The 23528-nt window shown below is 39.2% G+C and carries 23 protein-coding genes; 19 read left to right on the top strand and 4 right to left on the bottom strand.

Translation table 11 applies throughout. The features are described from left to right. Positions 1-136: AAA family ATPase (locus tag ACTB1O_RS12390; RefSeq protein ID WP_462995477.1), on the bottom strand; the 136-nt coding region annotated here is incomplete at its 3' end. Between the two features lie 153 nt (positions 137-289). Between ACTB1O_RS12390 and ACTB1O_RS12395 the strand changes: the two genes are divergently transcribed. Further along, positions 290-1336: a DegT/DnrJ/EryC1/StrS family aminotransferase gene (locus tag ACTB1O_RS12395; RefSeq protein ID WP_462995455.1), complete on the top strand. Its 1047-nt coding sequence runs from the start codon at positions 290-292 to the stop codon at positions 1334-1336. A gap of 3 nt (positions 1337-1339) precedes the next feature. Further along, positions 1340-2416 carry a GNAT family N-acetyltransferase gene (locus ACTB1O_RS12400; protein ID WP_462995456.1) on the top strand — a complete coding sequence of 359 codons (1077 nt, stop codon included), beginning with the start codon at positions 1340-1342 and terminating at the stop codon, positions 2414-2416. Positions 2417-2489: 73 nt separating this feature from the next. Here ACTB1O_RS12400 and pseC read toward each other — a convergent pair whose 3' ends face one another. Further along, a complete protein-coding gene (gene pseC / locus ACTB1O_RS12405; RefSeq protein WP_462995457.1) occupies positions 2490-3629 on the bottom strand; it encodes a UDP-4-amino-4,6-dideoxy-N-acetyl-beta-L-altrosamine transaminase in 1140 nt (379 codons plus the stop codon). A gap of 304 nt (positions 3630-3933) precedes the next feature. On the opposite strand from pseC, the gene ACTB1O_RS12410 reads away from it, so the two are divergent. From ACTB1O_RS12410 to ACTB1O_RS12420, 3 genes are all read left to right on the top strand, one after another. Continuing rightward, on the top strand, positions 3934-4923 hold the full coding sequence (locus ACTB1O_RS12410) for an SDR family NAD(P)-dependent oxidoreductase (RefSeq protein WP_462995458.1): 990 nt from the start codon (positions 3934-3936) through the stop codon (positions 4921-4923). Next, positions 4920-5864, top strand: a complete 945-nt coding sequence (locus ACTB1O_RS12415) for a dTDP-glucose 4,6-dehydratase (RefSeq protein WP_462995459.1) — start codon at positions 4920-4922, stop codon at positions 5862-5864. Before ACTB1O_RS12410 ends, ACTB1O_RS12415 begins: the two co-directional genes overlap by 4 nt. Before the next feature lie 177 nt (positions 5865-6041). Continuing rightward, positions 6042-7739, top strand: a complete 1698-nt coding sequence (locus ACTB1O_RS12420) for a polysaccharide biosynthesis PFTS motif protein (protein WP_462995460.1) — start codon at positions 6042-6044, stop codon at positions 7737-7739. A 2-nt stretch (positions 7740-7741) separates the two neighbouring features. Here ACTB1O_RS12420 and ACTB1O_RS12425 read toward each other — a convergent pair whose 3' ends face one another. Next, positions 7742-9208 (bottom strand): flippase, encoded by a 1467-nt coding sequence (locus tag ACTB1O_RS12425; RefSeq protein ID WP_462995461.1) that lies wholly within the window; start codon positions 9206-9208, stop codon positions 7742-7744. 137 nt (positions 9209-9345) lie between these two features. Between ACTB1O_RS12425 and ACTB1O_RS12430 the strand changes: the two genes are divergently transcribed. From ACTB1O_RS12430 to ACTB1O_RS12495, 14 genes are all read left to right on the top strand, one after another. After that, the gene (locus ACTB1O_RS12430) at positions 9346-10479 is read left to right on the top strand and encodes a GNAT family N-acetyltransferase (RefSeq protein ID WP_462995462.1); all 1134 of its coding nucleotides are present in this window, start codon (positions 9346-9348) and stop codon (positions 10477-10479) included. Between the two features lie 91 nt (positions 10480-10570). Next, positions 10571-11584, top strand: a complete 1014-nt coding sequence (locus tag ACTB1O_RS12435) for a Gfo/Idh/MocA family protein (RefSeq protein WP_462995463.1) — start codon at positions 10571-10573, stop codon at positions 11582-11584. Position 11585: 1 nt separating this feature from the next. After that, a complete protein-coding gene (locus ACTB1O_RS12440; protein WP_462995464.1) occupies positions 11586-12350 on the top strand; it encodes a cytidylyltransferase domain-containing protein in 765 nt (254 codons plus the stop codon). 18 nt (positions 12351-12368) lie between these two features. Beyond that, positions 12369-13688 (top strand): aminotransferase class III-fold pyridoxal phosphate-dependent enzyme, encoded by a 1320-nt coding sequence (locus ACTB1O_RS12445; protein ID WP_462995465.1) that lies wholly within the window; start codon positions 12369-12371, stop codon positions 13686-13688. Between the two features lie 83 nt (positions 13689-13771). Continuing rightward, entirely contained in the window at positions 13772-14917 is a 1146-nt protein-coding gene (locus tag ACTB1O_RS12450) for a thiolase domain-containing protein (RefSeq protein ID WP_462995466.1), read from the top strand. A 1-nt stretch (position 14918) separates the two neighbouring features. After that, positions 14919-15140 (top strand): hypothetical protein, encoded by a 222-nt coding sequence (locus ACTB1O_RS12455; RefSeq protein WP_462995467.1) that lies wholly within the window; start codon positions 14919-14921, stop codon positions 15138-15140. Between the two features lie 65 nt (positions 15141-15205). Further along, the gene (gene pseG / locus ACTB1O_RS12460; protein ID WP_462995468.1) at positions 15206-16276 is read left to right on the top strand and encodes a UDP-2,4-diacetamido-2,4,6-trideoxy-beta-L-altropyranose hydrolase; all 1071 of its coding nucleotides are present in this window, start codon (positions 15206-15208) and stop codon (positions 16274-16276) included. Further along, positions 16273-17280 (top strand): N-acetylneuraminate synthase family protein, encoded by a 1008-nt coding sequence (locus ACTB1O_RS12465; RefSeq protein ID WP_462995469.1) that lies wholly within the window; start codon positions 16273-16275, stop codon positions 17278-17280. Before pseG ends, ACTB1O_RS12465 begins: the two co-directional genes overlap by 4 nt. 102 nt (positions 17281-17382) lie before the next feature. After that, complete coding sequence (locus ACTB1O_RS12470; RefSeq protein WP_462995470.1) at positions 17383-18105, top strand: acetyltransferase; 723 nt, start codon at positions 17383-17385, stop codon at positions 18103-18105. A 125-nt stretch (positions 18106-18230) separates the two neighbouring features. After that, positions 18231-18968, top strand: coding sequence for a TylF/MycF/NovP-related O-methyltransferase (locus ACTB1O_RS12475; RefSeq protein ID WP_462995471.1), 738 nt, complete (start codon positions 18231-18233; stop codon positions 18966-18968). 26 nt (positions 18969-18994) lie between these two features. Next, positions 18995-19897, top strand: a complete 903-nt coding sequence (locus tag ACTB1O_RS12480; protein WP_462995472.1) for a glycoside hydrolase family protein — start codon at positions 18995-18997, stop codon at positions 19895-19897. 23 nt (positions 19898-19920) lie between these two features. After that, a complete protein-coding gene (locus ACTB1O_RS12485) occupies positions 19921-20616 on the top strand; it encodes a class I SAM-dependent methyltransferase (protein WP_462995473.1) in 696 nt (231 codons plus the stop codon). Positions 20617-20631: 15 nt separating this feature from the next. Next, positions 20632-21351, top strand: a complete 720-nt coding sequence (locus ACTB1O_RS12490) for a WbqC family protein (RefSeq protein WP_462995474.1) — start codon at positions 20632-20634, stop codon at positions 21349-21351. Between the two features lie 79 nt (positions 21352-21430). Next, complete coding sequence (locus ACTB1O_RS12495; RefSeq protein WP_462995475.1) at positions 21431-22951, top strand: B12-binding domain-containing radical SAM protein; 1521 nt, start codon at positions 21431-21433, stop codon at positions 22949-22951. A 38-nt stretch (positions 22952-22989) separates the two neighbouring features. Here the strand turns inward: ACTB1O_RS12495 and ACTB1O_RS12500 are convergent. Continuing rightward, positions 22990-23528: hypothetical protein (locus ACTB1O_RS12500; protein WP_462995476.1), on the bottom strand; the 539-nt coding region annotated here is incomplete at its 5' end.

The following is a 23528-nucleotide window of genomic DNA, read 5'->3' on the forward strand; positions in this document are numbered from 1 at the left end:
TGCGTGTGCTGTCGTGCTTCGGGTCGCATCCTATCTGGAGAATATCGAGGGATTTTTCAGAAAGGGCGGCGGAGAGGTTTGCCGATGTAGTTGATTTCCCTATTCCGCCTTTTCCGTACAGGGCGATTTGCTTCATTGCATTATTATTTGACGCCCGGGGTTATTAGAGTGATTAATGATTGCCGGATATTATTGATGAATGATTATATTATCCTTACCAGGATCCTGGGGAAATTTGAATCATTAGTAATATGAAATATATAATGAAATAATTTAAAAGGTTGAATTAATGCCTGTACCAGTCAGAAGAAAAACCGTCGAAGAAGTAGAGTACCTGGGATTAAAAACATTCCATCATTTATTTGGAAGGTCTGATGAAAATATTCTGGGGGATATAGGCTCCGGCTTTGTATTAACCGGTTCCGGAAGGGCGGCTTTAAGTCTTATTCTTGAATATCTGAAGAAAGAGGGAAAAATTATCAATAAAAATTCCCAGGTTCTGGTGCCGGAATGGCTTTGCCAGAGTGTTCTGATGTCAATGCACAGGCATTGTATGCCTGTTTTGAATAAGGATGACAACATCAGGGGAATGCTTGTTCATCACCAGTATGGATTCCCCCAGAAGATTGATGAAATTCGTGATTATTGCGATGAAAAAGATCTTTTTCTGATTGAAGATTGTGCAACGGCCTATAATTCATCGTATCTTGGAAAGAGACTGGGTACTTTTGGTACAGGATCGATATTCAGCTTCTCAAAGTTTTTCCCGTCTTTACTCGGAGGAGCTCTTGTCACAGATAACCCTGAACTGGAGCAGTTTGCCGGAGAAAAAACTCAAAACTGCAGCGGTATGCTAAGAGCTTATACATATTCCTGCAGATTCTTCTATGAATGCTTAAAAGACACGTTCCTTGGAAAGCCGGCCACTCTCTCCCAGGAGATGATGTATGCAGTTATCGACAGATCAGATTGTATCAGTAAAATATCGCTGCGGGCAATAAACAAACAATTGAATGCAGGGGCCGTTGAGAAAAGGAAAAGAAATTATAATTTTGTACTGGATTATTTTGAAGAAGAAAGCGGGGCGTTTTCATTCCTTGAAGGTGAGGATGTTACACCATATATTGTCCCTTTTTTTGCCGGAGAAAAACAAATGCGCCTTGCAAAAGAGAATCTCCGGAAGATAAATGTTTCTACTGATATATATCATTTTGATGTTAACAGGAGTATCCTTGATCCTGATTACAGAAAATGTCTGTGGATCCCTGTGCACCAGGGGATAAATGCTTCAGTTCTTGAAGAGATTTGCAGTACAATAAGGAAAAGTATGGAGTAAACCATGCCGGAATTTTTAAATTATCAGGACATAACCTGTCAGGAATGGGACGATTTTTGTTTGAAAAGCGACGATGCATGGTTCTGGCATACATCAGAATGGCTGGAATATACCCTCAGACTTAGGCCTGATTTGAATACAAAGCAGAAATCGTTTTTAATTATGAACAATGGGGATATTGCCGGAATTTGTCCTCTACTGTTAAATGATGTTGAAGTGGATGGCACTATTGTCAGGTATTTTTCATTTGACAGGTATAGTGGGATCAATCCTGCATTGAAGAATGAAATCTCAAAAAAGGAACGCGAAAGAATTCTAAAAAATATATTTTCAATTATTGATAGTCTTGCGGAGGAGAATGATGTGGCTTTGTGTCTTATGAGGAGAGCGACTCTTTCAGGATCATATAGAACCAGTGGAAGCTACAACTACCTGGAGAGATTTGGATTTCTAAATTCATCTCTTAGTACCTGCATAATTGACCTTTCGAAGGATGAGAATGCCCTTCTTTCAGATATGAGAAAAGGGCACAGGTATAATATTAGAAAAGGGATGGACTATTATACTGTTGATATTTTTGATAAAAATAATATAACCAGGGATATCTTTGATCAGTATCAGGCTCTTCACCATAAGGCCTCGGGGAGAGTCACACGTCCACAAATTACTTTCGACCTGATGTACGGGATGATAAAATCAGGTACGGCAATTCTGGCAGGATTAAGTTATAATGGCCAATATATTGGATTAACCCTGGTAAATATCTATAAAGATGGTGCTTTTTACAGTTCAGCTGCGGATGATCCGGAAGCTGAAGTGCCTGTTCCTCTTCAGCCCCTTCTGCAGTGGAGGATCATGCAATGGCTCAAAGGTTCCGGAATCAGGTATTATGAAACCGGGCTTCAGCAGTTTGGAGACCAGCTTTATGATTATCCTTCTGAGAAAGATCTTTCAATATCTTTTTTTAAAAGAGGTTTTGGCGGAGATATTGTGCCGGTTTTCAGCGGTGAAAAATTCTATGACAAAGAATTTCTGAAAATGACCTTTGAAAAACGAATAATTCGTTATTTAAATCCATAATTGCTTTTTATATGGAGTCGCCCCTCTTTTGTAAGGGGGCACCTGCCATATTGCCATTGGGACTTTAAAAAAATCAATTTAGAATTTTTAAAGATTTTTTTGTTGTATTTATGACAGTATCAATCTGTTCATCACTCATATTATAAAACAGGGGAAGGGTGACAATTCTGTTGAATACATCTTCTGTAACCGGGAAATCCTTCGTTGAAATATTAAATCTGCTCTTATAATAGGTGTGATGGTATACAGGAATATAGTGGATATTCACACCAACTCCCTGTTCTTCCATCATAGAGTAAAATTTGTTTCTGTTTTTTCCTTTTATAAGAATTGTATAGATGTGCCATCCGCTCTTACAACCCTCCTTCACATGTGGGATTTCAAGCTGATCCACATCTCCTAATTCATCATTATATATTGCAGCGATTTCGTTTCTCCTGGATATAAATTCATCCAGTTTTTTAAATTGCGAAACGCCCAGTGCTGCCTGTAGATCAGTAATCCTGTAATTTCTGCCAAGTTCAATAAGATCGTATCCCCAGGAAGTCTTGTTTTTGTTCCTGTAACTGTCCCTGTCTATTCCATGGTCCCTTAAAATTCTCAGTTTTCCGGCAATTTCATTGTTATTGGTTACTACAGCCCCGCCTTCCCCTGTGGTTATTGGTTTTACAGGATGAAAACTGAAAACAGTGACATCTGCAAAGTTTCCTACTTTTTTATTCTGATATTCTGCGCCCAGGGCATGGCATGCATCTTCGATTAGATAGAGTCCGTACTGATCTGCAATCTCTTTTATTGCCTTTATATTACATGGGTGGCCGGCATAATCCACGTATAATATTGCCTTTGTCTTATCCGTAATTTTTTCTTCAATCTTTAATGGATCAAGGTTCCTTGTCTCCTTTTCGATGTCTGAAAATACAGGTATAAGATTATTGTATAATATTGCATTGCTGCTTGCAACAAAGGTGAAAGGTGTTGTAATTATCTGATTTCCTTCTTTTATGCCCAGAGATTTTATTGCGATATCGAGTGCGCTGGTTCCACTGTTGACAGAAACGGCTTCTCTGCATCCGATATAATTTTTTATTGAAGATTCAAATTCATCTACCATCGGACCGGTTGTAAGCCAGTCGCTTTTCAGGACATTTATCACTGAATCAATATCTGATTGATCTATTGACTGCCTGCCGTAAGGAATTCTTTTTGTCATTATCTGTTCCCTGGAATAAACCTGTATAGGATGTACTTTTATTCATAATTAATTCTTTATAATTAAGTAATTAACATTCTTTTAAATAATGAGATTTTTTTTCTGGTGATTTTTTAAAAGTTCTCTGGTAGTGCTGATTAATTTCTTCCTTACATTTTTGTAATAGTAATTACATATTTAATGCAGGAAATAACCAATATATACTGATTATATTGCTATTATTTGTTTTTACAGATAAAAATGGGAAAAAAGATTGAGATATGTCAAATAAAAAAGTGTTCTCATTTGATTTTGAGGTTTTCATATGGATGATTATTATAAAGGGAAGGTAATTCTAATAACCGGTGCTGCAGGCAGTATAGGCAGCTCACTTATTGATGAATTATTAAAATATGAGCCTGCTGTAATCAGGTGCTTTGAAAATAATGAAAATGGCCTGTTTCAGTTAAGGGAAAAATATTCCAATGGAAATATTGAGAAGATTCGCTTTTTAATGGGTGATATAAGGGACCTTGGAAGAATGGAATATGCTTTCAGGGGTGTTGATATTGTTTTTCATACTGCCTCGTATAAGCACGTCCTTGAGTGTGAGTATAATCCTCTTGATGCAATAAATACAAACATTATTGGAACCGCCAATGTAATCCAGGCTGCAATAAGCCAGAACGTGAAAAAGGTTATTTTCACAAGTTCGGACAAGGCGGCAAATCCATCCAACACCATGGGAACTACAAAATTAATGGCTGAAAAACTGATGATCGCAGCAAATGATTATGGGGCAAGGTCAACTGTATTCGCATGCTGCAGATTTGGGAATGTTATTGGCACCAGTGGTTCTGTAATCCCTCTCTTCAAAAAGCAAATCCTGGAAGGGAAAAAGATTACAATCACTGATCCAAAGATGACCCGGTTCATGATTACACAGGATTCTGCAATTAATCTGGTTTTAAAAACAGGCATTATGGCTGAAGGCGGAGAGATCTATATATTCAAGATGCCGTCGGTAAATATCAATGATCTTTCAGAAATTCTTATAGAAATTTATGGTCAGACCGAGAAAGAGATTATTGGTAAGAAACCTGGAGAAAAGATGTATGAGGAGATCATTACGGAAGAGGAGATGTCAAGAGCATATGAAAATGATGAAATGTATATAATCTATCCATATCTCCATACACTTAATTATAAGAAAATGAGCATTTACAAAAAGGTTGAAGAGATTAAAAATTCCTCAGAAATGGAATTCCTGGGCAGGGACGAAATTAAAAGTTTGCTAAATGAGGCAGGTATATGAAAATTCTGGTTACAGGGGGCTCCGGTTTTATTGGACGATGGGTAGTGAGGGAACTGTTATCCCAGGAGCACGATGTTGTAGTACTTGATGATCTGTCAAACGGTAGAATTGAAAATCTCGAAGAATTCAGGAATGCAGGAAATCTTGAGTTTGTAGAAGGTGACATTAAACGGGATGAAGATATCCGGAAGGTCTTTTCAGATGAAACAGATGTCTGTATCCATCTCGCAGCAAGCATCATTGTGCAGGATAGCATTGACAATCCTGTAAAAACATTTGAAAATGATGTTATCGGAACCTTTAATCTCCTTGAAAAAGCCCGGAAGTATGATTCAAAGTTTGTTTTCATGAGCACATGTATGGTTTATGATACTGCCTTTATGGACAGGGCCATTAATGAGGAATCCCCGACAAAAGCTGCATCTCCCTATGCCGGATCAAAACTTGCCGGTGAAAATATGACTATCTCATATTTCAATGCCTATGGTCTGCCGGTATCCGTACTCAGACCCTTTAATACATATGGTCCTTTCCAGAAATCTTCCGGGGAAGGAGGAGTTGTACCTATTTTTATTGACAGGGCGCTTAAAGGTGAAAAACTGAATATTTATGGTGACGGAAAGCAGACGAGAGATCTTCTGTATGCAGAGGATTGTGCTGATTTTGTCGTCAGAGCCTCTCTCTCCGAAAAGGCCAATGGTGAGATTATCAACGCAGGAACCGGCCATGACATCTCGGTTAATGATCTCGCCTTAAAGATATGCGGAAATCCTGAGCAGATCGCACATGTTGAGCACATCCATCCTCAAAGTGAAATAAGCAGGCTGGTTTGCGACTGCTCAAAAGCTGAAAGGGTCCTGGGATGGAAACCCAAAGTCAGTCTTGATGAGGGAATAGAGAGGACGACTTTATTTTTTAAAAACAATAATGTATCCACTTAACAGGGGTGCGTTTTGAAACTGAATTATTCTTTTTTTGATACTATTAATAAATCAAATCAGGGTCTTGTAAAAAAGCTCCTTCAGCAAAATTCTTGTCTCTATTATTTTTCAGCGTCTGAAAAGATAAGAAGTCTCGATTTCTTTAAAAAAGCTTCAGACTCCGGGCAAATTGTCAATATGTATGATATTGAATATGATGTTGAGAATTTTCTTAATGCTATTCAGGACGGCTATTCAAATATTGATGAATGCTTTGAATGTTCAGAAGATGAGATTAAAGGTGTACTGAGAAGTACTTCCGGACTTTATAATTCTGATAAACTCGTCTACATGTATAAAAAACGGCTTCTGCAGTTGTTGAGGGGGCAGTATGACCGGGAGTACAGGATAATAACTGTTTCTGAGCGTTTAGGTGGCAGCTCCATATATTATTCTGAGTTTGATTATCGGCTTAAAGGTTTTCGGAGTCTGTTGTCTTCTAATGTAAATATTGAATTTATGGGCGGAAATGCCAGAAGAAATCATTTATATGAATTACTGATTCTGTTTTATCCATTTTTCATTATGTTAAAAAAATTTGGTGGCATAAAATTTAAGGAAGGAGAGAAGAAGAAATTCAGTTTTGCAATAAACCTGAATCTGCCCAAATATCTGACAAGTAATTTTCAATATATATTTTATGCAATAGATCCTCTCTATGGGAATAAAAAGGAGGATTATATCTTTGTTGATGAGAGATCTGAGCCTGATCCCGAGGATTTAATAGATAATGGCTATAATTACTGCAATTTCTTTAATGGAAGAGAGCAATTCAGCCCGGGTCTTATAAAAAAGATCTTTTTAAATTTTATTCCCTGCTGGATTAAATGTTTTTTTTATTCTCTCTCCAATAAAAATCATAATATCTCAGTGACAAGGACAATCCTTAGTGACTTTGTTAAATGGAATATCTTCATAGATAATTATTCAGTAAATTCGTTTTTTACTGTTCTTTTACCTGATAATATCTCAAAGAATGAAATTCTTAAGCAGAATAATGTCAGGACCAAATATTTTTATCCTGACAACTATTGCGGGGATTATCATCACGGGTCAAAAAAAGAGTACATGCTCAGTATAGTCTATTGTTATATGTACTATGATCTGGGATTATTTTTTGGGAATAAGGTCGTCAGCTTTTTCAGGAGCAATATTAACTTCATTTCTGAATATCTGGCAGTCGGAGTTCCTTCCGGCCAGAGAGTTCATGAAATAAGGGAAGGGATAATACCAAATAAGATTGATCTTTCAGATAAATTTGACCAGAGGATAAAGAAAGTAATTGCAGTTTTTGATACATCATATCTTCTTTCCGGGGTACTGGATTATGATGACGGGATAATTTTTGCAGAGGATGTTCTGAAACTTCTCGAAGAGTTTGAGGATTTGGGGATAATATTTAAGGAAAAAAAGAACAGTCGTCTTTTCTACCCTGAATTTGATGAAATTTATTCGAAAATTCAGAATAATCCCAGATGTTTTTTTGTTTATAAGGACAATAATGAAAGTGTATTTGCCTCCGACGTCATTGCTGTTGCAGATATGGTCATTTCGGCAGCATATACCTCCACAAATGCAGAGGCTCTTTCATCGAAAACAAAAGCAGTCTATTATGATGTAAACGGGAAAAATATCGGGGATGACTATTATTTCAATCATTTTCCCAATTTTGTTGCCCATAATTACACCCAGCTCAGGAATCTTGTGAATTACTGGCTTTATGAAAATTCTGAAGAAGAATTTGAGCGTCTTTTAATGAATCATGCTGTACCTGATATTGATCCTTATCTCGATTTTAAGGCAATTGATCGAATTAATAAAAAAATCAGGGAATAGTCCTATTTTTTCCCCTGAATCTGTTTAATTACTGATAAAATCTCAATGTACAGCTCATTGTTAAGTTTTACCAGTGAGAAAAAGTAGGTGAAAGCCCCTGCAATCACCAGGGCTGCCAGTATAAATATCGAATCTATTTCAATGAAATGAAGTACAAAGAAAAGGATTACTGACATTAGTGCAGCTGCCCCAAATATTGGCAGAATGTTCTTTATCCTGTATCTGATGTTTAGTTTGAATCTAAGTATTGAATATGAGATTATTACACTTAATGTGCTTGAAATCATTAATGCAGCCGCTGCACCATTTATTCCGTAGATCGGAATCAAAATGATATTCAATCCTATACATGATGCCGATCCCAGTAATGTTGTAATAAATGTAAGTCTGGGTTTATTCATTGAATTGATAGCAGTTATATGAATAAACATGAAAGTGTTGGTTATCTGGGCAATGATCAGGATCAGCAGTACTGAGTAACCCCTTGTATACTGGGCTCCATACAGGTAGTAGAGAAGCGGGTCACCCAGAATAAGGCTTCCTAAAAAAAGAGGTATTGCGAATATCATTGACAACATTAAAATTTTTGAAAGTGCGTCTTCAATTGATTTTATATTTTTTTCTGCATCCCATCTGCTGATTTTTGGGAAGAGAACAGTCTGAAAGGTAATACCAATGAATGATGCAAGTGCTGCAAGCTGGAGCGTTATTCTGTAAATTGCAACATTTGCCGGATCCAGGTACTGTCCCAACAGGATTGTATCAATATTTGAATACAGTATCACGGTGCCTGTTGATAAAAGGACCCATACTGAAAAGGCTATTATAGATTTTACATGTAGAAAATTAAATTTAGTAAATTTAAACTCAAAATATTTTATATTCAGTAGCAGAGTGACAATAATGGCAATAATAAATCCAAATATCAGTCCTCCTGCTTTATATCCGGCAAATACCGCGATAATCTGGACAGCCAGTTTTGAGATGTCGGCAATAAATCTTGATGTCTGGTGGATTCCGATCTTGTCCAGCGCAACGACTCCGTTTGTTACTACTGTATTTACCAGATATACCATGAGGGCAAGGATCAGAAGATCAAAGAACAGATCTTCATTCAGGAAACTGATAAACGGCCTTGCCAGGAAGAGGAAAATTATTATTATAACTGCAGTTATCAAAGTCAAAAAGACATAAGCTGAAAAATATTCATTTTTTTCCTTTCCTTCAGAAACCCGTTTTGTAAATCCTCCGCCAAGGCCGGAGCACATGAAAAGGACTATTATATTAAAGTATGACAGGAATAAAAAATAATTTCCTAGATCTTTTTCAGGCAGGGTGTGGGTAAAATAAAAAGTTGCCACGTATCCTGTTACTGTAATTAAAATTGAGGAAATAAAGGCTATGAGTGTATGTCTGTGTAAAGTTTCTATAGACTCGATATTTCGCCTGAGATTTCCTAACTTTTGCACAGTATAAATATCATCTTATTCTATTATTAGTTTCAGGCAAAAACCTGTAGCAGTGCTGTGCTTCTTTAATATTTTTTTCCAAAGACCCCTCTCACTTTTAATATTTCCATATTATATTATTATATGACAGGTGCACAATGTCTCAATATAATATATCGGTAGTGGAAACCGAGGATGACGAATCCGGGGCTTATGAATTATTTTACAGGAGCTTTGGTCCTACCTATTACGAATCCAGAGAAAAGTTTGATATCTCAAGGAGATACGATCGCACTCTGAAACCCCAAAATCTGTATATTGCCAGAAATGCTGATAATAAAGTTATTGCAGCTCTTCGTTCGGTTGAAAGGGAATTAAATATATTCAACAGAAAATTTACTATAGGCGGAATAGCCACTACAGCCGTTCATCCTGATTACAGGGGACTGGGCCTTTTTGATGACCTCACGACATTTGCACTTAATGATATGATGGAGAAGGGACTGGCCATGTGTCTTGTATTCGCAAGAAGGGCAATTGACAATATCTATATCAAACATGGTTTCTGGGGCACTCCTGTTGAAAAAAAATTCAGCCTTATTTCTCCTCCCTGGCTGAAAAATGAGAAATATGACTATATCCCAATCGACGAGGAAAATATAGGCATTCCTGCAAAGCTGTATCAGGAAGTATATTCAGATGTTCCTGTGTTTCTGAGTCGTTCAGATGATTTATGGCTGTCAAAGGTATTTAACCCGTCATTCGGTCAGAATATCAGGGGTTACCTCTGTTATGACCGTGCTGAAGGTGATTATGGCGGGTATGTAATTGCCGAATCGGGAACAGGCATTATTGAGGTATGTGCTTCGAAAGAAAGTGAGGGGATATATAATGAATTATTATTCTCTGGAAACTCTCCGTTTTATAATGAGGCAGCCAGGGGATTATGCCTCCCGGACAACCATCCGGCAATGATCGAATTTGCAGGAGAAGCTCATTCTATGTACAGGCGTCATCCACACAACGGAGGGAATGTGATGAGAATCCTGAACCATTCTGATGAGGGTTCAGAGATAATGTCCCTTCTCGCCGGAGAGCTCTCCCGGAGAGGGGTTGAAATGCCTGAATTAACTGACAAATGTCCAGATAATATATATTTGAGGATAATTACCGCTGCCCTCTTTGGATATGAGGTTCCTGAAACCCGGGATGTGCTGAAAATTGAAAAACAATCAGAATGGAACCTGGTAAAACCCCTTGATTTCATCTTTACACCAATGGATGATTTTTAGGGATAATTTCTTTAAATCATTAATTTTATCGAGATATTCAATTTCTTGATCATCATTAATATGGATAAAAAAAAACTTATTTCGTGCATTTATGGAAAATAAAAATAGCTTAAAATTTCTTGTTATCGGCTGTGGTTCAATAGGAATGCGGCACATAAGAAATCTGATTTATCTGAATGCGGGAAGCGTTTATGCATTCGATATTTCAGCAGATAAGCGGAGTATTGTTGAATATGAGTATGGCATCAGGACATTCGAAAGCCTTGAAGAGGCACTTGAAGAGTCTCCCGATGCAGTTTTAATATGTACTCCCCCTGCATTTCATATTGAACCCGCAATATCTGCAGTTAATAAAAATTGCCATATTTTTATTGAAAAACCCGTTTCAGGTGATTCTAGAGGCCTTGATGACCTGTCTTCTGAAATCACTAAGAGAAATCTTGTATCGCTTGTTGCATGTAATATGAGGTTTTATCATGGGATTTCTAAAATAAAGGAGCTGATATCCAATGGTACAATAGGGCAGATATACTGTGCGAGAGTAATTGCAGGACACTACCTGCCCGACTGGCATCCGGAACTGGATTACAGAAATTCATACAGTGCAAAAGAATCTATGGGGGGCGGTGTCCTTCTTGATGGAATTCATGAAATAGACTATCTCTGCTGGCTTTTAGGAGATGTCGAGGATCTGTTCTGTTTTTCAGGTAAATATTCGCAGCTGGATATCGATACAGAAGATATGGCTGAGATGCTCCTTAAATTTAAATCCGGGGCTGTCGGTGAGATTCATCTTGATTATCTTCAGCGTGTATACGGGAGATCCTGTCAGATAATTGGTGAAAAGGGAACAATCCTGTGGGATTTTAATACCAAAAAGGTCAGCCTGTATTCTGTTGAAAAGAAGGAATGGCAGTATTTTGATGAGCCTGAAGGATATGATGTCAACCAGATGTATATTGAAGAGATGAAGTATTTTATCAGGTGCATTGATGGGAAGGAGAAATCATTTAATGATATAAATGAAGGCATCAGAATTCTTAATATTGTAATTGCAGCCAAAGAATCTGCGGCTGAAGGGAAATTAATCGGGACGGGATTATAATATGATTCTTGGAATTATTCAGGCAAGAAGCGGGTCTTCACGTCTGCCGGCAAAAGTGCTGAAGGTTGTTGAAGGAAAGCCGCTGCTTCAGCATATGCTTGAGAGGGTCCAAAGGTCGAAAAAGGTCGACTCCTTCGTTGTTGCGACAACAATTCTGAAGGATGATGATTCTATTGCCCGGTTGTGCGATGAACTTGGTGTTGACTGTTTCAGGGGTAGTGAGGACGATGTTCTCGACAGGTACTACCAGTGCGCTGTATCCAGCGTTCCGCAGCCGGATTATATAGTCCGGCTCACTGCTGACTGCCCCCTTCACGATCCTGAGGTAATTGATTTTGTAGTGAACCGTTTCCTCGCCGTGGGAGCAGATTATATGACGAATTCATTCCCTCCTGTATTTGAAGACGGATTTGATACTGAAATCTTTTCATTTAATGCACTGAAATACGCATGGGAGAATGCAAAGCGAAAATCAGACAGGGAGCATGTTACACCTTTTATCCATAAGATGGCATTTCCAGATGAGGAAAACCCCTTTAAAATATATACCGAAAAATCCAATGAGAGATATCATTACAAGCTTTCTGTAGATACGCCGAAGGACTTTGAAATCGTCCGGGAAATATTTAGTGAACTTTATCCGGGAAACAATGGATTCGGGATGTCTGATGTTATAGATCTCCTTGAAAGAAAGCCGGAATTATTGAATATAAACGAAGAAAGCACAATAAATGAAGGATATTATAAATCATTATCGGAAGACTAACTGGAGGATTAATACAAAATGAAGCAAAATAAAGGTCCGGAATTGTGGAAGAAGGCAAAAAAGCTAATCCCCGGAGGAACTCAGCTCCTTTCAAAGCGTTCAGAGCAGTTTCTGCCTGAATTATGGCCGTCGTATTATAAGAAGGCAAAAGGAATCGAAATCTGGGATCTTGAAGACAACAGATATCTTGACATGTCTTTAATGGGAGTGGGGACGTGTGTCCTCGGCTATGCAGACGAGGATGTAAACCGCCCTGTCAAAGAGGCAATAGACCTGGGTGCGATGTCCACCCTCAACTGCTATGAAGAGGTGGAACTTGCAGAGAGTTTGCTTAAACTTGATAACTGGGCAGGTTCTGTCCGTTATGCCCGTACCGGAGGAGAAGCCATGTCGGTGGCTGTCAGGATTGCAAGAGCCTGTTCAGGAAAGGATAAAATCGCGTTTTCAGGATATCACGGGTGGCATGACTGGTACCTGGCATCCAATCTTGCTGACGACAGTAATCTTGACGGGCATCTGCTTCCAGGCTTAAATCCACTTGGTGTGCCAAGAGGTCTTATCAACACGGCTCTGCCATTCAATTATAATCATATTGAGGAGCTGGAAAATATCGTTGAAGCTCATGATATCGGAACAATTGTCATGGAGCCGCTCCGTCATTATCAGCCCGAACCCGGATTTCTGAAGGCTGTAAGAAAAATTGCCGATGAAATCGGGGCTGTACTTGTTTTTGATGAGATCAGTTCCGGTTTTCGCATGACTGTTGGAGGGGCATATTCGCTCTTCGATGTAAAACCTGATATTGTTGTCTATGGAAAAGCCATGAGTAATGGTTATCCCATGGCAGCGATAGTCGGCAGGGAAGAGATTATGGATATCGCGCAATCCAGTTTCATCAGCAGCACCTACTGGACAGACAGGGTTGGACCGGTAGCAGCTGTTGCAACTATCGGAAAACTCCAGAGAGATGACATACCTTCAAAATTAAGGAAAAATGGCCTTAAATTGAGTGCCGGATGGAAAAAACTTTCAGAGGAGCACAATCTCCCTATCATGATCTTTGATGAGGGACTGGAATCCGTTCCCTCTTTTGCATTTGAAGACGCGGAAAATAATATGGCACTGAGAACGCTCTTTACCCAGGAGATGCTTGAAAGGGGTTACCTGGCATCCAATATATCATATCAGTCAGGTGCTCATAACGAAGAGCATATAGCCGCATACATTGAGAATGCAGGTGAAGTATTTGCCCTTATCAGTGAGGCTGTTGAGAATAACACCTTTAAATCACTGCTTAAGGCGCCAGTAGCCCATTCCGGATTTAAAAAGATTACATAAAAGTTTTTTAATATCAGAAATATTCTCTATTTAAAACCCCATCCTTTATTGACTGTTCAGACAAATTATTAATGGAGTTATCTATGGATGTCGATATAGTCAGTACCGGACATACTCCGTTCGGCAAATGTAGTGAAGATATTGGAGGCCTGATGCTGAATGCATGCAATGAGGCCCTGGAAAACGCCAACACCGGTGCATCGGATGTTGATGCAATATATATTTCGAATTTTTCCAGTTCATTTTCAAATCAGTGTCAGCTCCCCGGACTCCTGACCTCTAAATTAGGGGTTGGTAATGAGATTACCCGTGTTGAATCTGCATGTGCTGCCGGAGGACTTGCTGTCAAAGAAGCAGCCCTTGCGATTCTTTCCGGACTTTATGATAAAGTTCTGGTATGTGGGGTTGAAAAGATGAGTGAAACCCCCACAGACAAAGCAACCGAGATTATCGCCCGTGCTTCTGATCAGGAGGAGATTAATCACGGTGCAACCTTCCCCAGTTTATTCGCACTCATGGCACAGAGACATTTCCATGAATATGGAACCATGGAGGAGCATCTGGCTTCAGTGGCAGTAAAGAATCATAAAAATGCTTTGAATAACCCTCTTGCCCAGTTCCAGAAGGAGATTTCGGTAGAGAAGGTTATGAACTCAAGATATATTGCATCTCCATTGAAAATATTCGACTGCTCGCCGTTGTCTGATGGTGCTTCAGCTGTCCTTATGTGCAGAAAAGAGCTCTCCCGAAAATATACCGATGCACCTGTTAATTTTGCAGGGATGGGGCATTATACGGATTATATCGGTTTATATGAGCGCAAAAGCCTCACTGAAATGCCGGCTGTTGCCCGGGCTGCAAAAAAGGCTTATTCAATGAGCGGACTCTCCCCCGGAGATATCGGTTTTGCTGAAGTTCATGACTGTTTTACTATTGCCGAACTGGTGGAGATTGAAGATCTGGGCTTCTGTAAAAAAGGAGAAGGAAAGAATATTGTTACTGACGGTACAACTGAAATTGACGGCAGTCTCCCTATAAATCCAAGCGGCGGGCTTAAGGCAAAAGGACATCCGATAGGGGCAACCGGTGTCAGCCAGGTTGTTGAGGTTGTCAAACAGCTTCAGGGTGATGCAGGAAAGAGGACAATATCAGGAGTTGAAACAGGACTCTGCTGTAATATCGGGGGAAGTGGTTCTTCAGCTGTTGTAAGCATATTCAGGAGGAAATAGAATGGTCTGGAAGGTATATACATACACTGAAATAAAATCGGCAGCTGATCCCGATTTGAATGAAAATATTGTTGTCATTGCTGAAGACGGAGCCGGAGAGAGAATTGTCGCCAGGGTTGAGCCTTCATATGATGGAAAAATGTCCATCAATCTTGAGGGAGAAATTGAAGCTGTGGATGATCCAAAAGGCCGGCTGTTTTATTTCATCCCCAAAAACAATTAATAATTTATATTGCAGTGAAGGTCGTGTAACTGCCTGTGATCCCGTGAATATGGAGATGACAACTGATGAAAAATAAACGGTCGGTATTCAGGGTTGACGGTGCACCTCATATCGGAATGGGTCATGTTATGCGCTGTCTGGCACTTGCACAGGGCTTTTTTGAAAACGGGATTGAACCGTTTTTTGTAATGAGAGATATGGAGAATAACTCATGCTGTCTTGCAGAGAGTTACGGCTTCCATGTCGAGATGATACCGGATGACTGCAGTAAAGAGGAGGATGCTGAAAAAACCCTTGAAATTGCACGTAATTTTGGAGCATCAGTAATAGTTACTGATCTTGGGTATCTCATTAATACAAGTCCCGAAGTTTATTGCAAATATCATGACATGCTGAAAAAGAACGGGCACTATATCATCGTCCTTGATGTAATCTGTGAAACTGAGGTTTCTGCGGATCTTGTTGTCAATCCATATATTCTTGATGAAAATTCGCCGATTTTTTCATTTGACAGGGACAGGTATCTCACAGGTCCTGATTATTTTATATTAAGGGATGAATTCAGGATTTTATCCGTTAATCCAAGAGTCATTCGACAAAATGCGGGTAATATCCTTGTCTCTTTTGGGGGGAGCGATCTGAGGGATACAACAGGGATGATTGTAAACGCCCTTGCCCATGCAGATATTCCCGGACTGAAGGCAGAGGTGGTTGTTGGAAGCGGATATCCAATTCCCAATATTGAAAAGCTTAAAGCAGTCATTAAGTTGTTCCCTGATCGTTTTGAATTATTTCATGACAGCAGCAACATGGCTGAACAGATCCTGAAAGCCGATATTGCCATACTTGGAGGCGGCCTTACCAAGTATGAGGCAGCGGCCCTTGGTACTCCGTCTGTTATTATTACACAGTTTGAACCTGAGATAAAACCAAATAAGGATTTTATATCTGCAGGTACTGCGGAGTATATCGGACATATCGATATGATAAATGAAAATGATATTATTATAGCAATAAAAAATCTGGTTGAAGATTATCCCCGACGTGTTGAAATGTCAAAAAAAGGCAGAAAACTTGTTGACGGGAAGGGAATTGAAAGAATTCTCTCAAAAATTCCAAAAGAGGTGTTCTCTTGATAAAAAAGATAAAGATTGGAAATAAAAGTATTGGCCCCGGAGAACCCGCATTCATAATAGCCGATGCAGGTTCAAATCATGATAAAAAACTTGGTCAGGCAAAGGAACTTATTGATATTGCTGCGGATGCAGGTGTGGATGCAGTGAAATTTCAGCTCTTCAGGGCTGACACATTCTATTCAAAATCCGATCCTATGTATGATCTGTTCAAGCAGTGTGAACTACCCTCAGAATGGATCGGAGATCTTGTGGACTACAGCAGGGAGAGGGAAATTATCTTTCTTACAACTCCTTTTGAGAAAGAGTCTGTCGATCTTCTCTGTGATTTCAAGGTCCCTGCATTAAAATGGGCATCTTCAGAGATTGTAAATCTTCCATTCCTGAAATATGCCGCTGAAAAAAATCTTCCAATGCTTCTTTCAACAGGAATGAGTGATTTTGCGGATATACAGGAAGCAATTGATATCGTGCGCTCATCAGGAAATGAGGATATCGCTCTTTTCCAGTGCACATCTCTCTATCCGACACCGCCAGATCTTGTTAATCTTAGGGCTATTGGTTCAATAAGAAAAGCATTCTCTGTACCAACAGGTCTTTCGGATCATACTCTCGGGATATCTGTCCCTATTGCAGCAGTTGCAAGGGGTGCTTCAATAATTGAGAAACATTTTACAATAAGCAGAGAACTCCCAGGGGCGGATCACTGCTATGCACTTGAACCGGATGCGCTAAAAGCAATGGTTGATGGTATAAGGGAGGTTGAAGAATCACTCGGGACTCCGGTAAAACAAATGCTGCCCGAAGAAAAGAGACTTGCAAGAAGAAACAGTATAATTGCAGAAAAGGCGATTCCTGCAGGAACGGAGATTACTGCAGAAAATATTGTCATTAAAAGACCTGCCCATGGAATCAAACCCAAATATTCTTCGGTAATAATTGGAAAAAAGGCTAATAGAGATATAAAAGCTGATGAACCAATTGAGTGGGATATGATTTCAGATTAATGACCTGAAACAATCTGTGAAGGCCGTAAAAACATAATAAATTGCTCCTTTTTTTAACCCGTGCAACTGTAATATAATATGAAAATCATATATTATGGGTATATGGATAAAAATGATGGTTCAAACCCGGAAAAGACAACAAAGGTAGTGATTTTCGGAACGGGAGACGTAGCTGAACTGGCTCTTTTTTATTTCACTCATGACAGCCCGTATGAGGTTGTTGCATTCAGCGCTGATGAACAATATATTACTGAAAAAACAGCATATGGTTTGCCTCTGGTGCCTTTTGAGAAAATTGAGGATTTTTACCCGCCTGATAAATACAGTATGTTTGTAGCGCTGAGCTATAAGGATGTAAACAAAATCCGTGCACAAAAATATTATGAAGCCAAGGAAAAAGGTTACGAACTTGTAAGTTACGTATGCTCACGTTCGGTTCTCTGGAATGATCTTGATGTAGGAGACAACTGCTTCATCTTTGAAAACCAGACAATTCAGCCCTTTGTAAAAATCGGCAACAATGTCACGATGTGGAGTGGAAACCATATTGGGCACAGTTCGATTATTAAGGACCACTCTTTCCTGACATCTCACGTTGTCGTATCCGGCCATGTTGTAATTGAACCATATTGCTTCCTTGGTGTAAATGCTACACTTCGTGACGGAATCACAATTGCAGAAGGCTCGGTAATAGGGGCAGGTGCTACTGTAATTAAAAATACGGTTGAAAGAGGAGTTTATATTGGTAAGGCAGCAGAATTATTCCAGAAAGACAGTTCCAAATCAAAATACTTCACAAACACAGCATATTCAGAAAGAAAGTGATCTGTTGAAATTTGTATGTCTTGGGATGACTAACATGAAAATATATTTCATATTTTAAACTCTATATTATCAGTTAATAATTTTAAGGAATTTTTATGACAGAAAATCAGGATTTTGGCTATAAAATGGAGACTAAGGCCTCTGATGATAAAGTAATACACAGGGAGGTACTCTATTCGCTTTTCAGAGAACGGCCTATGCCGGATGATCAGCTCCTTATCTGCCCCGGACTTTACATGAGAAGTTCGGCACTGGCAAAAATTTTATTCCTTGATGAGCTTTACCGCCTTATTGTGAATCAGCCCGGAGTGATTGTTGAATTCGGAACATGGTGGGGACAGAATCTTGTTGTTTTTGAAAATTTAAGGGCTATATATGAGCCATTTAATCAAAGCAGGCGAATCATAGGATTTGATACATTCAAGGGATATCCTTCGGTTTCTGAGAAGGACAAACCAAGTGAAACAATAAAAATCGGCGGATATACAGTAACTGAAAATTACAGAACCTATCTCGAGGCACTTATTGATTATCATGAAAAGAATAATGTCCTTGCTGATGTCAAGAAGCATCGTGTAGTTGAAGGGGATGCGACGGAAACTGTTCCCAGATTTTTCAGTGAGAATCCTGAAACTGTTATTGCACTTGCGTATTTTGATATGGCATTATATGAACCTTCAAAAGTCTGCCTTGAAGCAATCAAACCCCATCTCATGAAGGGCAGTGTAATCATGCTTGATGAATTTAATTCCTTTGATTATCCCGGTGAAACAATAGCCTTCAAAGAAGTGTTCAGGGATGTCAAATATTCCCTCAGGCAGTCGTCATTTATCAGGGACCGCACATTCATAATAATCGAATAATAAATAATCATTTTTGGAGAGATATCATGAAATGGATCAAGAAAGGCCTGATTATTGAACCTCAAAAAGATATCCCATGGATGAATACACATGCAATGGTTCCCTTTGCCGAAACAATTGATGAAAACAGGATCCGGGTTTATTTTTCCGGGAGGGATGAAAAAAATCGTTCTCATGTGACATATGTCGAACTTGATATTGAAAATCCTGAAATGGGGGTTGAATATGCCGAAAAGCCTGTATTTACTCTCGGAGAACTGGGCTGCTTTGATGATAACGGGGTTACGCCATCATGGATTATAAATCGTGGCGGGGAAAAGTACCTTTATTATATCGGGTGGAATAAGGGAAGTACGGTCCGTATGCACCTTGTTGCAGGTCTTGCAGTAAGTAAGGATGGTGGAAAATCATTCACCCGGGTTAAGAGAGTTCCGATTCTGGACCGAACCGATGAAGAGCCGCTCTGTCTCCAGACCGCCCCCTGTGTGATGATAGAGGACGGCCTGTGGAGAATGTGGTATGTCTCAGGAATTAAATGGATTGACCCGGACACATCCAAATATAATATAAAATATGCCGAGTCAGAGAACGGAGTTGACTGGGTAAGAGAAGGGATTGTCTGTATCGACCTCTCCGAAGATGAGAAGAACCTTGCACGTCCATGTGTCGTTAAGGAGGATGGAATCTACAAGATGTGGTATTCCTATAAAAAGGGATATTACAGAATCGGATATGCAGAATCTCCTGATGGAATCAACTGGACGAGAAAGGACGATCTGGTCGGCATAGATGTCTCCGATTCAGGTTGGGACTCCCAGATGGTCGAATATGCCTTTGTTTTCACCCATAAGGGCAGGAAGTATATGCTATATAATGGGAATGATTATGGTAAAGGCGGAATCGGTTATGCGATCCTGGATGAATCGTGAATAAATAAAACTGAGTGATAATAATGTCTGATGATGAAATATTCTTAAAATCAAAGAAGGTATGGGAAGATAACCTTAAGTTGTTCCCTCACACTAAATTGCGCTATCCTGACGAAAATCTTGTTAGACTCATGTCAGGAAAGTATGTTCCTGTTCCCAAACCTCCGGCAAAAGTGATGGACCATGGTTTTGGACACGGTAACAATCTCTGGTTCCTTGCTGACAAAGGGTATGAGTGTTCCGGCTGTGAAATAAGCGAGGCTCTTATTGCCGATGTCGATGAGCTGTTCTCAAAAATCGGTAAGCCAGTAGATCTAAGGCCTGTCGAGGGACTGAAGATTCCCTTTGATGACAATGAGTTTGATATTGTTGTCTCATGGAATGTACTTCATTATAATGGTACGAGACAGGGCGTAATTGAGATTATCAGGGAGCTTCACCGTGTACTTAAGGATGGAGGTATTTTGGTTCTTTCAACTGTCCATCCTGACAGTTCATTCTCAGACCGGATGAAGGATATGGGTGATGGTACATTCTTAATCGAAAAAGAGAATCCTCATGATAACAGGCAGGGTCTTTCATTCTTCGTTGCAGGCTCTGATGATGAGTTGAAAGAACTATTCGACATGTTCTCAGAAGTAAAGACCGGATATATATACACAGATCTTTTTGATAATTCTGAAAGGAATGCATGGTATCTGGTCTATGCAAAAAAATAAATTTTTAGTATTTCTATGACGTCAGTTGCCATAATGCAGCCTACCTATCTGCCATGGATGGGTTATTTCGGTATGATAGATTCTGTTGATGTTTTTGTGTTTTATGATGATGTGCAGTTCGTTCAGCGATCATGGCAGCGAAGAAATAAAATAAAAACAGCAAACGGATGGACCTGGCTTACTGTCCCGGTTATTGAGTGTTTTGGACAGAATATTAATGAAGTCCGGGTAAACAATGACATTAATTGGTCTGAAAAGCATTGGAAATCAATAGTTCATTCTTATAAAAAATCACCCTGTTTTGAGGAGTTTAATCAGGAATTCGGGGATTACTATAATTCAGAGCATAAGATGCTCCTGGATGTAAATTTAACTCTTATAAAGACCATATGCCGCAGACTTGGGATAAAGACGGAGCTGATTTTGTCTTCCGAACTTGATGTAAGCGGCAGTAAGACCGACAGGCTGATAAATGTCCTGAAAGAAGTTGGAGCGGACAGATATATTTCCAGCCCTGCTTCCGGCTGTTATATGGAAAATGAAAAATTCTTCAATAATAATATCGACCTCTTCTGGTACGAATTCAGTCACCCTCAATATAACCAGCTTTATGGAGAATTTATACCTTATATGTCAGTTATCGATCTGCTTTTTAATGAGGGTACTGAAAATTCAATAGATCTTATCAGATCCGGAAAAGAGGGCTCGCTGAGAAGGGAAACCTCTCTATTATAATAGAGAATTTGAACTTTTCCATATTTTCTTAATTGCGTGCTAAAAAATCTTTATCTGCCTGTTTTACCAAATTGTTTTAATGAAAATTCTTTTCATCAGTACCCCTACAAGAACATATACCAAAAATTATCTCCCGCCTCTTGGCATAATGTATCTCTGCTCATATCTCAAAGAGAATGGCCATGAGCCTATAATTATCGATCAGGCTCTTGAGAGGCTTGATACTGATAAATTGATGGATAGAATCGGGAAAGAGAATCCTGATGTAATTGGAATATCAGGGATTATTACCGCATTTGATTACGTCAGGGGCCTGATGGAGACCATTAATAAAAGATTTCCTGGTAAAATAAAAATCATCGGCGGCCACATTACTCTTGATATCGAAGATATTCTATTAAAAGAGCTTAAATTTGACTATGTGGTTAACAGCTACGGTGAAAAAAAATTATTATGTCTTTTTGATTACCTCAGTGGTGAGGGAATTCTTGAGGATATACCGGGGATTGCATATTTAAAGGATGATGAGTGCGTTATTAACCCGGGAGAGCTGTACTTCAGGAATATAGATGAGCTTCCTCTTCCTGCTTATGATCAGATTGATATGGAGTATTATTCAACTGTCAATTCCACTATCATTAAGCTGGACAGGTATCTTGATAAAACAGGGAAGAAACGACCTGAGATGAGATTTTTTCCGGTTATAGGGCCACTTGGATGTACGGATAAGTGTTCTTTCTGTATTCATGAGTTTCATTTTAAAGGATTCCGTTTGCATTCGGTTGATTATGTTATCGAAAATGTCAGGCATTTATATGAGAATTATGGTATACGCGTCTTTTCTTTTGGTGAGGATCTCTTCCTTTTCCGGACTAAATATGCAGCTGATTTTATTAAGGCTATGAATGAAAATTTTCCTGATGCCTATTTTTCATGTGCAATAAGATCGGATTACGTCAACGGGGAAATGCTCTCTATCCTGAATAACTCCAACTGTTTTACAATCGGTTTTGGATTTGAGTCGGCGAATGATAATATTTTAAATGTTTTATATAAACGAAATACGCGGGAGAATAACACAAATGCCTATAAAATGATCCAGGATGGGACAAATATGGCTCCTGCCTGTTCTTTTATGGTGGGAACTCCCGGTGAGACAGAGAAGACTGTGGATGATACAATCGATGCTATAAGGGAGGCGAAAATTACAGATAGTGCAGTCTTTATAACAAATCCATATCCGGGCACCCGCCTCTACCGCTGGTGCATTGAACACGGGCTGATAAAGGACAGGATGAAGTTTCTTTCAGAAATTTCAGATCGTGATGCAATAAAATTAAGTATCAATATGACTCCATATCCTGATTTTATTGTTAAAATGATGAGAATTATGGTTATCAACCAGCTTGAGAAGAACAAACTTGAATCTGATCCCGGATTCAGGTTGTCAATATTAAGCAGGGTTTTTAATCATATCCTGGTCCCGATAATCTATCGTTCATATTTCAGAATGAGGGGTCTTCTTCATGGTAAAGAGGATGATTTTGGGGATATAAAATTAAATGAGAAAAAAACCGTCCTTCTGAGGGGAGAAGAGTGATATCGGGGTACCCGGATAATTTTTAGGGGGATTACCCTTCAGTCAATAAAAACATTCATATTATCTTCTGTAATTTTATGGAAGTAGTCATCAAGATATGAGGATGCTTCATCTGCTTCTTTAAGGTATTCTGAAGTATCTTTAGAGTAGATCGAATTTACAGCCATTTTTACCTCTTCGGGATTTTTAATTGTATATTTTAGTGCTGAAAGTCCAAAGAGCGGATCAACCGGGATCAAATCCCCAAGGTCAAGGTATATTGCATACAGACCTGTTTTAACTGCCTCCAGTGCAAGTGTGCTCCCCCTGTAGATAACAATATCAGACCTGTTCAGGTCATCCATTACGGAGGGCTTGTCAGAGATTTTAAAGTGTGGGACCGACTCTATCCTAAATACAAGATCCGTTGCAAATTTCTCATAAGGCAGAGCAGGGTGTGCCCTGATGATAACTTTAACTCCTGTTACATCCTTTAATGCCTCATAGACAAAATTGCAGATCTTTATCGATTCTTCGGGTATACCTTCGGGTGTTACAAGGATTGTCTTAAATTCCGGCTTTGTACTTCTTCTTTCAA

The sequence above is a fragment of the Methanomicrobium sp. genome (assembly GCF_055145805.1).